Consider the following 13,421-nt stretch of genomic DNA (forward strand, 5'->3'; position numbering starts at 1 on the left):
TTTTTAGATTTCTTGTGGTCAGGGAGTACATCAGTGTACTCCCTGATTCTTTATGGTTATTTATCAAACAATACTATTTCGTGGGCATCAATAATGTTATTTTGTACAGCATAGATCACTAATCCGGCCATATTTTTCACTCCTGTTTTAATCATGAGATTGGTCTTATGAGTTTCTACAGTTTTGGGAGAAATAAATAATGCATCTGCAATTTCCTTGGTACTTAGCTGCTGGCAAACCAGTCTTAAAACATCAATTTCCCTATCGGTGAGTTCATTTTTAGAAAATGCATGAAACTCGGAAAGTTTATTAGAAAACTGGGTTCTCATCACATCAATCTGTTCATTAGAGAAATAATGTCCGGTGTTGTAAACAGTATTGATTACCACCAACAGTTCCTCGAGTTCAATTTCTTTGGATAAAAAGGCATGAGCTCCCATTTTAAGCATCTGCCCCATAAAAGAACGTCTGTAGAAACTGGAAAGCACTATAATTTTGATTTCGTTTTCCTGTTTTGACAATTCAGTCATCACTTCAAGGCCATCTCCGTTTGCCATCCTTAAATCCAAAATCAGGATGTCCAGCGTTGGAATATCTTCACTAAAAAATTGATTTCCACCGGTTGATGTAAGAACAACCTGATAATTCCCACTATTTTCAATATAATTTTTTAAAAGCTGCACAAACAGCAGGTCATCATCTACAATTCCTATTTTAATTTTTGAATGTTCCATATTTATTTTATTGTATTGCCATACAGGCTATAAATTTTGTTCCTTTTTCAGGCTGTGTTTTAAGTTTATAAATCGCTTTGATTTTCTGTGCCCGTGATTTAATATTCCTCAGGCCAATACCTCCGGAATGATTTCCGATTACGAAGCCTCTTCCGTTGTCTTCAATCGTCAGCATCAGATAATTCAGAGATATTCTCAGTGAAACATCAATTCTGGTAGCTTCTGCGTGCTTTAGAATATTGGTAACGAGTTCCTGAACAATTCTGAAAAGGTTTAATTTCACAGAGTTACTGAGCGGCATTCCTATTGTCATAGAATGAAAAACCACTTTTGTATTTTTATTAACCTGTTCCAGATAATCTTCAATCAAATCCTTTAGATCAATCTCATTAAGATCCGGTGGAGTAAGATTGTGTGACAGTTCGCGAATCAATTGCATCGATTTTTTTAAATCCCGACTGAGTTCTTCCGGTTTTTTATCATGAAGATTCAAACGAATGAGATTCAGCTGTGAAATAATGTTATCATGAAGCTCTTCTGCCAACCGCTCCCTATCCTTCTCTTGCAGAACCAGCATATTCTCCCAATATTCTTTTTGGGTACTACGAACCAGCTGAGAAACCTTCTTCTTATTTCTCTTTATACTTTTTAAATAGTTAACAACCAATAAAGTAATTAATAAAGTTGTTAATAAAAATAGTCCAATACCGATCCATATCCATATAACTATCTGATCCTGATTTTCCCAACGCCACATCCCAGATTAATAAAAGCAATATAAAAAGACAACAGCAAAACGCCTCTAAAAAGCCAAATGGGTGCTACCCAGTTCAAATGATTGCTGATTAGAAAATTAAAAGCAGTGGAGATGAGACATTCTACAGAAAAAAATAAAAAAACAATAACATTGACAATGAACATCTTCTTTTCTACACGTCCTTCTCTGATAATCTTCATAAAATAAGAGGCTGCATAGCTGCAAATAATGACACTGGTTATAATATTGGAATAAAAAGTAACCAATGCATCATTTTGTACATAAAGCATATTTCCCACCAAAACCAATCCTGCATAACAATAAATAATCCATCTTACTTGACGGGAAAGCTGAATATAATAATTGTTGTAAATCACTGTAAGGATCATCAAGCCAAAAAACTGGCTCAATGCATAATTGTAGGTATTGAGGGTATTGAGCTTCATCATCCGATCAATTAAGTCCGTAAGTTCCAGAATCAACTCTCCTGAAAGTAGGATGATCACAGGAACTTTTGCTTTCGCCTTTTCTTTTATCAATACAATCAATCCTGCCAATAAAACCAGATTAATGATAATTTGCAGATACAGAGACAGGTTGTTATACGAAAACACTACTGCTTTTCTTCAAAAGTTGATAATCACTGAGGGTATCAACGGAAAATGGAGGTCTTGGGGTAGAATAATTTTCTGCTTCTTTACTTATATGATCAACAGCAAGGCTTTCTACAGTAATAATTTCTATATGATACGGAAAATCTGGATCTTTCTTTTCCAGATCATCAGTAAGTCCGAAGAAACTCGTACAGGTTTTCTCTCCTTCAATCCTCATGTCTGTATAATCTGAAAAAGGAATTGAAATCACCTGGAAAAAATCTTTGTCTTTCTGAGACCGCAGCCATGCTGTTCCAAACATATTCCATCTAAAATTACGGTTAATAGCAGATTCTGCGGTAATTGTAGTAGGAAGATCTACCATATCACAACTGCTTTCAATCTTTGATTCCGGAAAATTGAATAAAAAATCTTTAGCAATAACGGTACTAAAATCAGCATCTTTATCACTTTTAGAATCAATCAGAAAAAACTTTAATTTCTTTTCATGAATACCTATATACGCATGAATTCTTTTGAGTTCTTCATTTTCCAGATTCTTTGCCCATTGCTCAATTTCTCTTCCTGAAACGCTGAAATGAGTTCCCTGATTTAAGTAATTCCAAATTTCGGTTCCATTCGTATCATTTTCAATGGTATAAGAATCAATAAGGTTTTTCCAGTTTCTAAGGGCTTCAAAGATGTTTTCCGTTGTCATGGTAATAAATATTTTTGAATGATAATTATTTTATGAGTTGAAATTTACAAAAAAAATGCACTGCTATCTGTTTTAAATCACATTTAAGTGTAAAATAAAACACAATTGAATAAAATTTAATATTCTTTTGTTTTTTATAAAATCAGTTCAAAAACAGCGTGTATCTTTGTTCTGAAAAATATGATGTAAAACATTCTGACTTATGATTCCATTTCAAGACCTACCATTTTTTATGGCGGCGGCACTTATACTGGCTATCAGCCCGGGGCCGAATATGATTTATTTGATTTCAAAATCGATCACTCAGGGTAAAAAGTCCGGATTTATCTCATTAACTGGGGTTATTTGTGGATTTATGTTTCACATCATTATGGTTTCTTTTGGACTCACAGCTGTATTGTTAGCCGTTCCGTTTGCTTACACAGTTTTGAAAACGGCAGGTACCGTTTATCTTTTATATTTAGCTTATCAAGCCATCAAACCTAAGAGTAAAAATATTTTTGAAGTGGATCATAGTATTTCACATGATAGCCCTAAAAAGCTATTCACTGTTGGTTTTCTGACCAATGTACTCAATCCCAAGGTAGCGGTATTCTACTTATCATTTTTTCCGCAGTTCATTAAACCCGAATATGGTTCGATACTAAGCCAGAGTTTAGAACTTGGAGTAGTACAGGTTTTGCTCAGTTTCAGCGTTAATTTCTTAATAGTCCTTACAGCAGCAAAAGTAGCCGTATTTTTTTCCAATAATCCGGCATGGATTAAGGTACAGAAATGGTTTATGGCAAGTGTACTCGTCTTCCTGGCTGTAAAAATGGCTTTTTCAAAAGCTAAATAACTGAATGTACAGAACCTTTTAATCTATAAAAAAGTTTCAAAAGATGAAGCATACCATTCCTACTTACGATTTAAGTGATGTTTCCAAACACCGTTTTCATATCAAAAGAATGGATAGGAATACCTATAATACAGAGGAAATCCTTATAGATAAAGGAATACATCGCGATAGTCATTATATTTTTACTTGTATGGAAAGCGGACATGTAAAAATGATGGTTGACTTCAACATCATTGAAGCTAAAGATTCCACCATTTTTTGTGTATTGCCAGGACAAGTACATCAAGGTCTTTTAATGGACAAAGTGAATGGATGGTTTATCGCTATAAAATCTGATCTGGTTCCGGATGCCGTACGTTCTGTCTTTGAGGAGTCTCTGGAAGGAATACAACCTCTGACGATAGATAAAAAATGGGTAGAAAAGTTTAATAATACAGCAGCGATACTTCATACCTTTTATACGGATGAAATGCTGGCTTCCAAAGAGGGTTTCCTTATTATTCAATCTTTATTACATTCTTTTATAGGAATGTTTGCCCTTATTTATTCAAAAGAGAATTCTTCTCAGGCTACTGGTGAAAATCGTTCTTTACAATTGACAAGAGCATTCAAAATCTTGGTACGGCAAAGCCATAAAACCATGAAAAGTCCATCCGAATATGCAGAAAAACTTAATATTTCAAGGGGATATCTCACAGAAGCAATTCGTGAGGTAACCGGAAAACCTGCACAACACTGGATTCATCAGGAAATTTTAATTGAAGCCAAGCGCTTACTTGTCTTTACTCATCTTACAGTAAAGGAAATTGCTTACGAATTAGGATATAATGATCATACTTATTTCAGCCGTTTGTTTTCAAAATTGGAAGATCAATCACCATCAGAGTTCAGGAATGCCAACAGGTAGCTCAACTTCATTTTCTTCATTATACTTAAAAATCTTCCTACTTCCACTTCCTTTAGTCCTTTTCATTTACTTCACCAACCACGAATTGTCCAATCATTTCCTTGAAATGGCTATCGGTATATTTTAATTTTGAAGCTTCCTTTGCAATAAAAATTATTTATGCCAAGTTTACCAAAATGGATCAATGATACAGTAGAGAATGTATGGTCTTCAAAATTTAAAGATTGTAAAGTTATTTACATAGACTCCATATCGCAAAATCTTCGCCTTGTACGTTTTGAAACCAATTTACAGGATATTCGGATTGAACCGGCTTATGCCATTGGAATAAGAATCAACGACAGGGATTTCCGCAATTATTCACCCTTCAATTTTAATAGAGAAGCGGGAACGTTTGAAGTTTTATTTCATCTCCATGATGATTCGGCGGTGGGCAGTCGCTTTGCCACGGAGTTATCTATCGGAGATTCAATCAAAATATTAATGCCCAGAGGAAAACGTTTTTTTGAGCCGGATGCAAAAATCCATTTTTCAATAGGAGACGAAACGTCATTAGGCAGCTCTCTTTCCATTAAAGAAGCCGTGGAAGAATGTGGTTCTTCATTTATTTGTCTTCATGAACTGGAAGAAGCTCAAGCTTTGGAAAGCCTCAATTTATATGGCTATCATAGTCCCAAAAACAGCACAATGAGAATTATAGAAGCCTTAACTGATTTTCTAAGAGAAGAAAAAGAAGCCATCTATAATGATGCTGCTGTCTTTTACCTTACCGGAAACGGCTCCAGAATGTCCTTAATAAGAAAGTTTCTTAAAGCTAAAGGAGTTTCTGCGAGATGCATCAGATCTCAAGCCTACTGGATTGAGGGGAAAAAGGGATTGTAAAAGACAGGAAGCTGGAGATTACATTATTTTTTAGAAGAATTTCCAACTTCCATGTTCTTTTTAATACTATTCTATTTTAATTTTTGCCCCAAAGATTTCACTTTCTTCAGCCATGTTTTTCGCTGATCTTCGTTAGAAGTCCGGATAATACCCAAATAGGTTACTTTCACGGGCTTTACTCCACAAAACTCCAGGGTTGATATTTTAAGCTGATTGACACTTGGTCTACCATACATCAAACGGTAATACCAGCCCGGCTGATCGATTGTGGTAATAATATGGGCTGTTTTTCCTTTTAAAAGCTTATCCCACCATAAAGAATTTTCTCTGTATTTATAAGCTAATCCAGGAAGGAAAAGCCTATCGATAAAACCTTTCATTAAAGCTGGTAAACCTCCCCACCAAACAGGGTGCACCCAAACCAAGTGATCTGCCCATTGAATAATTTCCCAGGCATTTAACAAATCTGGTTCAAGCTCCATTCTTTTTTGATACCCAAATTGCAAATTGGGATTAAAGTTTAACTCTGCAATGGTAATTTCTTTTACTTCTGCTCCTGCTTCCAGGGCTCCGTTTTTATAAGCCTCCGTCACTCCAAAATTGAAAGAGTCTTTATTAGGATGACCGTTGATAATCGCTATTTTTTTCATTGTGTTATATTGATATTAATGGTTTCATAGGCATTAAGCTGAGCCAATAATGATAAAGGCTCATGCAATTGATGACTGAAATACACATTGTGTTCGTGAGGATTTCTCAACAATTCTTCTGTATGCAAAACCGCTGATAAAGCTGTTAATTCTGCCTGTCCTTTTGTGCTTTGTAAGCTCAGCTTCTTCAGTTCGTATTGATCCTGTACGATGATTTCAAAAACAGATTGATCTCCATTCCCGCTGGCACTAAAGATCTGTTGTCTTGTTTTTAAGGATAAAATATCGAAAAGCCGGATATATTGGAAAGAGCCAAGAAGCCATGTTATCCATTTTGAACTGTACGTCATTTTTACACTTACATTTGGAATCCTTTCAGTTCTGTTTAGAATATACAGATCAGGAACATCAAAATTATAGGCACTTCTCTTTCCGATTCCAAAAGAAAAATCAAAAGTTTCCGTATCTAAAAAGTGTCTGATAGAATGAGGTCGGTCATTTTTATAGTCATGAAAAGGAACAGCAACATTCTCTGCCATAAAATGAGCTGAACTTTCCCCTGCCAAATCTTTAACAGAATAATATACAAAAAGCTTTACTCCCTTTATATCATCAGGATTTTCTGATAATGTATTAGCCAATCCGGGTACTATTCCCCCCATCCATCCTGAGCTGAAAACAATTCTGCTGTTTATTTCGGATTTTTCTGTAATATTATAAGCCTTTACCAAGGCAGGAGTAGGCTTGGTGATGTCCAGATAATCAATATGATTGGCTATTGCATATTTCAGAATATGGTCAGATTTATCATTCACGGAAAGAATGATCAGGTTTATGTTTTGATCCTTAATAACCTGAAAGGTACTGGGATCTGTTACGTTAATCTTTAAATCCCGACCTTTATTTCCGCCTTTACGTCCACCAATAAAAATATTGAGATGAGGGTTTCTCGTCTGTAAAATACGGGCAATCGTTTTGCCCACCAATCCATTTCCTCCGATAATCAGAATATTGTGCTCCATCTATTTTTTTGACAAAATTATAGAGCCTGTCAACCAATAAACAGGACAAATGTCTAAAAAGAGATCTCCTTTCTGATGCGGCTTAAATGTCGTTGCGTAATTCCCAGATAAGAAGCAAGATACTGTAACGGGATTTTCTGAATATAATCCGGGTAATTTTTAAGAAGTGTTATATAACGCTGGGTAGCACTATCTCTCTGAAGTTGAAAAAATCGTTTTTCCAATTCAAGATATTCCTGTTCTGCAATCATCTTCAAAAACTTCGTCCAGTTGAGATTGTCCTGAACCAAAGCATCTATCTTTTCTTTCTTCAAAATCAAAAGCTCTGCATCGGTAATCGCCTGCATGCTTTCTTTACTGAGGCAGCCGGAAATAAATGATGAATAAGCAGCCATCATTGTGCCAGGAAATCTGAAACAATACGTTGTATCTTTTCCGTCATCAGAAAGATAAAAGGAACGGAAAATTCCTGATTGTATAAAGGCCACTTCCCTGCATTTCTCACCTTCCTGTATAAAATACTCATTTTTGCTGACTTTCCTTATTTCAAAAAGCTGCAAAAACTCTTCAATCTCATTTTCTGAAAACAATTCAAAGCTCCGAAAAAAATCATGTACCATTTGTTGGAATTTCTTGATGTGGCGAAAATAAATAAAACTTAGCAGAAAATTAAATCCGGGGTGAGAAAGTTAGATGGAAGAAAGAGGCTGGAAGTTACTATCAGGATACAATTACTCCTGATTGTTATAACCCAATTAAAAAGAAAATAATATCTATTGGCCTTCATAACTTCCAGCTTCCCTGCTTCCAACAATAAAAAAACCATCCCAGAGCGGGATGATCAACCGTTTTGAATTACTAAGTTATTATATGAAGATATGAAATGATGTGTTTGTTGTTGCAAAGATAAAAAGAGCTGTACATCCTATCATCAGGAGAATCCCTACAATTTTATCCGTGAAAATACGGTTGTATAAATAAAAAAGCCCTGCAAGAAACTTACAGGACTTTTACTGATCTAACAATTATTTGTTTAGTATTATAAAGTTTAAAGTTCAATGTTTAAGGTTCTCACCACATTGACTTTAGTTTTTATTACAATGGGCTTACCAATTGTAAGAACCATTCTTTCACTTCTCCATCCAAATAAGGAGCAAGTTTTTCTTCACATGTTTTATGATAATCATTCAGCCATGCAATTTCACTTTCTGAAAGAATTTCTTTTACCACAGTATCTTTGAAGAATGGGCAGAACGTTAATGTTTCAAATTCATAGAATGTTCCGTGAATTGTTTTTTCTGCTTCTCTTACTGCGATAAGGTTTTCATGACGGATTCCGTAGTGTCCTTCAAGATAGTATCCCGGTTCGTTGGAACAAACCATTCCCGGAAGAAGATCCTGAGGATTAAGGTCTTTTCTGATATTCTGTGGCCCTTCGTGAACGTTCATAAAGCTTCCTACTCCATGTCCTGTTCCGTGGTTGAAGTCTTTGCCTTCCATCCATAACGGAAGTCTTGCAATAGCATCAAGATGTACTCCTTTTGTTCCTTTAGGGAATTTTACCATTGATAAACGAATCAATCCCTGCAATACCAAAGTAGAATTTCTTTTGAACTCTTCTGAAGGGGTTCCCAATGCAAAAGTTCTTGTAATATCAGTAGTTCCCTCAAGATATTGACCTCCTGAATCTACAAGGATTGTATCTTCATTGGTTACTTCTTTGCTTCCTTCTTTCTTAGCAGAATAGTGCATGATTGCGCCATTATCTTTGTACCCAATGATAGATCCGAAGCTTTCTCCTACAAAATTTTCCCCTGCAGCACGGAAACCTCTCAGTTTTTCACCGATAGAATATTCATTCATCGCTTCTTTTCCTGCATTGTGAGTCAGCCAATAAAGGAATTTCACCATAGCAACTCCGTCTCTTACCATTACTTTTCTGAAACCTTCCAACTCAGTTTCATTTTTCTGAGCTTTCATCAGGTTTCCTGGTACCGGAGCTTTGATAAATTGGTTGTCTGTTTTTAATGTTTCAAAAATCTGCTGGTTGCTGTTTGGAGAAACCAATACTTTTTCATTTTTGAAAGCTTTCAGATAGTTATAAAATTCTTCGTAAGGCATCATTTTTACGAAAGAATCATCCATTTGTTTTCTTGCTTCTACTTCAAGTTTTTCTAATCCTGTAAATAGAACAGCATCATTTTTAGTAATCACAATATATCCTAAAAATACAGGATTGCTCTGTACATCGCTTCCTCTTAGGTTAGATGTCCAGGCTACATCATCCAGACTTGAAATAATGTGAACGGTTGCCTCCTGCTCTTCCATTTTCTGACGGATAGCAGAAAGTTTATCTGCTACAGATTTACCTGCTCTTTCTACTGGTTGTATAAAGATTGGGTTAGCAGATGGAGTTCCTCTTTCTGTCCAAACCTCCTTTAAAAGAGGAATATCAGCAAGGGTAATATTTTTTAAATTAAATTTTTGAGAAAGTAGTTCCCAGTTGGCATTGGAAGCCGCTAAAGCATTTACAGCCACTTTACCTCCAGCCGGAATTTCAGAAATAATCCAATCAATATAATTAGGAGTTCCTTCTATCCCGTCTTTGAAAAGGTCGATTCCTGAACCGTCCAGTTCAATAGCAGCTTGTGTAAAGTATCTTCCGTCTGTCCAAAGGCCTGCTTTGTCCTTAGTTACCACCACAAAACCGGCAGAACCTAAGAATCCTGAAAGCCAAGCTCTTTCCTGCCATTCTTCAGGAAGGTACTCACTCATGTGCGGATCTGCAGAATATACTATAAATGCATCAACATTATTTTTCTGCATTTCTTCACGAAGCGCAGCAACTTTTTCCTTTGAAGTCATTCTTTTCATTTTTAAACACCGAAAGTTACGAAAAATTTGAAGTCGAAGAAGCAAATAAAGTCCCTATTTTCCGAATGATATGTTATTTTTTTATGAATTCTGATAGGGAACACATCTAAACTAGAATTTTTAATGCCCACTAATGCACGAATCGTTTTTATTTGTGCATTGACAACAAATACCTATATCATTTAAAAAGCTTAAATAACCTATAAGGCAAACACAAAAATCCGTAAAATTTGCGGTTAAGTCTTTCTTTTCAGCTTCATAAACTTATGCATCTATGTGGTTTAAATCATGTATTTATGTTTTTTAACCACATAGATGATAAAGTAAAACTCAACTTGCATTCTTGTAAAAAAAAGTAAAATTCATACCATAAAATGATATTTTTTATTAAAATAATAAATTTTTGGAAGGATTATTGCTGCATTAATTCCTATGAAACAGCAGAACTATAATAACCACAGAAAATTTTATCCACCTCATCATTTTATTTATCTCCCTTTATTAATTGTTTTGGAGATTTTAGGAATCTATAAAATCTGGGATGATCCCAGTAACCAGCTGGTCTGGATCTTATTTTCAATCGTCATATTTCTGCTTTTTTATCTGGCATTTATGACCAGGCAACATTATGCTTTAGGACTTCAGAACCGCATGATAATCCTAGAATTTAAGCAACGGTATTTTGAGATTTTTAACAGAAGGTCTGATGAAACAGTTGAAAAATTAAGGTTTGACCAGATTGCAGCTTTAAGATTTGCGCATGATGATGAATTTAAGGAGCTTTTGTACAGGGCACTTCATGAGAATATTTCAGGGGATGAGATCAAAAGATCCATCAAAAACTGGAAAGCCGACAAACTCCGAGTATAACCAGACACCAATAAAATATACACTATGAAAAAATGGAGCCTATATAGTATTACGATATTAAGTTTGTTAACATTAACAAGTTGTGAAGCAGTAGGAACAATCTTTAAAGCCGGAATGTGGTGGGGAATTTTCTTAGTTTGTGTAATAGTAGTGATTCTTTTACTGATTTTTTCGAAGGGTAAAAACTCTTAACCATGTTTTATGGAGGAGAAGAATACAGACTTAGAGATCATTTCTCACCTGAAGCCATCAAAGATTGTTAAAATCATGAAGGATCCGGAAGCTTCTGCAAAGGCGGTACATCTTATTTATACCACCGATGCAGAAACCACCGGAATTACCCGTAAGAAGACCGGGAAAAAATATTCTTATTATAAAGATGGTGAAAAGATCCGGGATAAAAACGAAATTACCAGGATCAATAAGCTGGTCATTCCTCCGGCTTGGGAAAATGTATGGATCTGTGCTTTAGAAAACGGCCATCTTCAGGCCACAGGCTTTGATGTAAAAAAAAGAAAGCAATACCGCTATCATCCGTTATGGAGTGCTTTAAGGAATCATACTAAGTTCTATAGAATGCTTCAGTTCGGATATGCATTACCAAACGTCCGGCTTCATATTGAGCAGGATCTCGCTTTAAGGAATTTTGAAAAGAGAAAAATACTAGCCCTGATTGTAAGCCTCATGCAAAGAACCAATATCCGTATTGGCAATAATGTCTATGAAAAATTGTATGGTTCGTTTGGCCTCACTACTTTGAAGGATAAACATGTTCAAATTAAAGGACAAAAAATAACTTTTTCATTTAAAGGGAAAAAGGGTATCATGCATCATGTAGACCTAAGAAGTAAGAGATTGGCAAGATTGGTACAGAAATGTAAAGATATTCCAGGCAAAGAGCTTTTTCAGTATCTGGATGATGAAGGAAACCAACATTCCATAGATTCCGGGATGGTGAATGACTATATCAAAGAAATAAGTGGTGACGATTTTACAGCCAAGGATTTCAGAACCTGGTCAGGTACAGTAAATGCTTTGATTGCTTTCAGGGAAATTGGGTATGCAGAAAACGATACTCAATATAAAAAGAAAGTAAAGGAAGCTCTGGATATTGTTGCTGAACATTTGGGGAATACCAGTGCTGTGTGCAGGAAATATTATGTTCATCCTTTAGTCATCAACCTTTACGAAAACAATACAATCAAAAAATATTTTGACGAACTGGAAGTCATTGAAGAAAATGACGGAAAAGCAGATCTGACCCAAGAGGAGAAGCTGGTGATTAAGATGTTGGAGAATGAGAAGATGTAGTTGGGAGGGAAGAGGGAAGCTGGAGGATGGAAGTGCTATTAGACGATAGTACTCCAGATGTCGTTTTAAATTTTTTAATGTTTTTATATTGGTTTTTTATTTTTAACGAAAGAAATCTTTCTGTATAGGAGATTCTTCCTTCGTCAGAATGACAAAAGACCATGAGTAAATAATAGTTATCCAATAGGCCCGTAGATAAATATAAATCCGTTAAAGAGCCAACAATTGATTTTGGAGGTTTCAAGAACTTCAAGCTTCCCTCTCCCAGCTTCCAGCCCCAGACTTACCCTTTCACTCTATTGCTCAAAAACTGAGTCCTGTACTCTTTCGGTGTAATTCCTGCAATTTTTTTGAAAAGCTGGGTAAAATGGGACGCAGTGTGAAAGTTTAGTTCATAAGCAATTTCAGCAATGTCTTTACTAGAATGCAGCAATGCTTTACTGTAATTGATATCGATTTCATTGATCCATTGCTTTGGTGATTTTTGGGTCACACTTTTCACACATTTATTCAGATAACTTTCAGTTACAGATAGTTTATCAGCATAAAATGCTACTCTTTTTTCGCCTACATGATACTTGAATAAAAGATCCCGAAACTGAAGTGACAGCTCCATCGGTCGTGTGGCAGATTTATGATGAGTATCTGAATCTGTACTGAGCATTTTGATCAAAATCAGGTGAAGCATAGTGACAACAACATCATTCACATTCAGACTATTCAGCCAAAGTTCCTGTTCCATGATGGGTAAAAGCTGGGTAATGGTGCCATAAGTCAGACTATCCAGATTCAGGAAAGGAGTCATAAAGAAAATACTGCTTTTATGTTTAGGCAGTTCTTGTTCGGAAAGGATATTATTTTCGTAGGCAAGAAAGAAACCTTCAATATCATCGGATAGTTCTACGGTAGCTGTAATGGTTCCCTGCTTAATAAAGATTACCCCACCTTTTTCAGCATGGTATTCTTTATTTTCAAGATATTGCTTAATATGCCCGTTGGTCACGAAAATAATAAAGTTAAACGTTGTACGGTATGGAATTACCGGCATCAGAATCCCTTTGAGGTAATTCTCTATCCGATAAAGCTGTATATCCGCATTATTGGCTAATATTTTCTCTGTGATATTGGGCAGAAAAAGTTTTTTGTATTGAAAATTGGATAATACTTCCATTTACGATATTATGATAAATTAAAATTAGACAAAATTCATAAAGCAGAGCAAGGAGAATTTGAAAATTTGAGAATGAGTTAATTTGAAAATAGCG

14 protein-coding genes are annotated in these 13,421 nt (G+C 35.5%); 5 read left to right on the forward strand and 9 right to left on the reverse strand.

Annotated elements, in window-relative coordinates:
- Positions 1–56: 56 nt before the first annotated feature.
- From GTR01_RS14985 to GTR01_RS15000, 4 genes are read right to left on the reverse strand one after another with little or no spacing between them, the layout of a single operon-like run.
- Positions 57–734, reverse strand: a complete 678-nt coding sequence (locus GTR01_RS14985) for a response regulator (RefSeq protein WP_160138615.1) — start codon at positions 732–734, stop codon at positions 57–59.
- 7 nt (positions 735–741) lie between these two features.
- Positions 742–1,491: a sensor histidine kinase gene (locus GTR01_RS14990; protein WP_160138616.1), complete on the reverse strand. Its 750-nt coding sequence runs from the start codon at positions 1,489–1,491 to the stop codon at positions 742–744.
- The gene (locus GTR01_RS14995; protein WP_160138617.1) at positions 1,461–2,105 is read right to left on the reverse strand and encodes a hypothetical protein; all 645 of its coding nucleotides are present in this window, start codon (positions 2,103–2,105) and stop codon (positions 1,461–1,463) included. The genes GTR01_RS14990 and GTR01_RS14995 overlap by 31 nt, the downstream gene beginning before the upstream one ends.
- Positions 2,092–2,802 carry a hypothetical protein gene (locus GTR01_RS15000; protein ID WP_160138618.1) on the reverse strand — a complete coding sequence of 237 codons (711 nt, stop codon included), beginning with the start codon at positions 2,800–2,802 and terminating at the stop codon, positions 2,092–2,094. Before GTR01_RS15000 ends, GTR01_RS14995 begins: the two co-directional genes overlap by 14 nt.
- Positions 2,803–3,004: 202 nt before the next feature.
- On the opposite strand from GTR01_RS15000, the gene GTR01_RS15005 reads away from it, so the two are divergent.
- From GTR01_RS15005 to GTR01_RS15015, 3 genes are all read left to right on the forward strand, one after another.
- Complete coding sequence (locus GTR01_RS15005; RefSeq protein WP_160138619.1) at positions 3,005–3,640, forward strand: LysE family translocator; 636 nt, start codon at positions 3,005–3,007, stop codon at positions 3,638–3,640.
- Between the two features lie 43 nt (positions 3,641–3,683).
- Entirely contained in the window at positions 3,684–4,547 is an 864-nt protein-coding gene (locus GTR01_RS15010; RefSeq protein WP_160138620.1) for a helix-turn-helix domain-containing protein, read from the forward strand.
- A gap of 159 nt (positions 4,548–4,706) precedes the next feature.
- Positions 4,707–5,429, forward strand: coding sequence for a siderophore-interacting protein (locus tag GTR01_RS15015; protein ID WP_160138621.1), 723 nt, complete (start codon positions 4,707–4,709; stop codon positions 5,427–5,429).
- Between the two features lie 71 nt (positions 5,430–5,500).
- Here the strand turns inward: GTR01_RS15015 and GTR01_RS15020 are convergent, their stop codons facing one another.
- The 4 genes from GTR01_RS15020 to GTR01_RS15035 all read right to left on the reverse strand — a co-directional run bounded on the left by GTR01_RS15020 (position 5,501) and on the right by GTR01_RS15035 (position 9,966).
- Entirely contained in the window at positions 5,501–6,079 is a 579-nt protein-coding gene (locus tag GTR01_RS15020; protein WP_160138622.1) for an NAD(P)H-dependent oxidoreductase, read from the reverse strand.
- Complete coding sequence (locus GTR01_RS15025; protein ID WP_160138623.1) at positions 6,076–7,101, reverse strand: saccharopine dehydrogenase; 1,026 nt, start codon at positions 7,099–7,101, stop codon at positions 6,076–6,078. The genes GTR01_RS15020 and GTR01_RS15025 overlap by 4 nt, the downstream gene beginning before the upstream one ends.
- Before the next feature lie 53 nt (positions 7,102–7,154).
- A complete protein-coding gene (locus GTR01_RS15030) occupies positions 7,155–7,721 on the reverse strand; it encodes a Crp/Fnr family transcriptional regulator (RefSeq protein WP_160138624.1) in 567 nt (188 codons plus the stop codon).
- Between the two features lie 475 nt (positions 7,722–8,196).
- Positions 8,197–9,966, reverse strand: coding sequence for an aminopeptidase P family protein (locus GTR01_RS15035; RefSeq protein WP_160138625.1), 1,770 nt, complete (start codon positions 9,964–9,966; stop codon positions 8,197–8,199).
- Between the two features lie 441 nt (positions 9,967–10,407).
- Between GTR01_RS15035 and GTR01_RS15040 the strand changes: the two genes are divergently transcribed.
- Together GTR01_RS15040 and GTR01_RS15045 are read left to right on the forward strand one after the other, a co-directional pair.
- Positions 10,408–10,845 carry a DUF6526 family protein gene (locus GTR01_RS15040; protein WP_160138626.1) on the forward strand — a complete coding sequence of 146 codons (438 nt, stop codon included), beginning with the start codon at positions 10,408–10,410 and terminating at the stop codon, positions 10,843–10,845.
- A gap of 201 nt (positions 10,846–11,046) precedes the next feature.
- Entirely contained in the window at positions 11,047–12,156 is a 1,110-nt protein-coding gene (locus GTR01_RS15045) for a DNA topoisomerase IB (protein WP_160138627.1), read from the forward strand.
- A 283-nt stretch (positions 12,157–12,439) separates the two neighbouring features.
- Here GTR01_RS15045 and GTR01_RS15050 read toward each other — a convergent pair whose 3' ends face one another.
- Entirely contained in the window at positions 12,440–13,327 is an 888-nt protein-coding gene (locus GTR01_RS15050; RefSeq protein ID WP_160138628.1) for a helix-turn-helix domain-containing protein, read from the reverse strand.
- Between the last annotated feature and the right edge of the window lie 94 nt (positions 13,328–13,421).

Source organism: Chryseobacterium sp. c4a, from assembly GCF_009900745.1.
GTDB lineage: Bacteria > Bacteroidota > Bacteroidia > Flavobacteriales > Weeksellaceae > Chryseobacterium.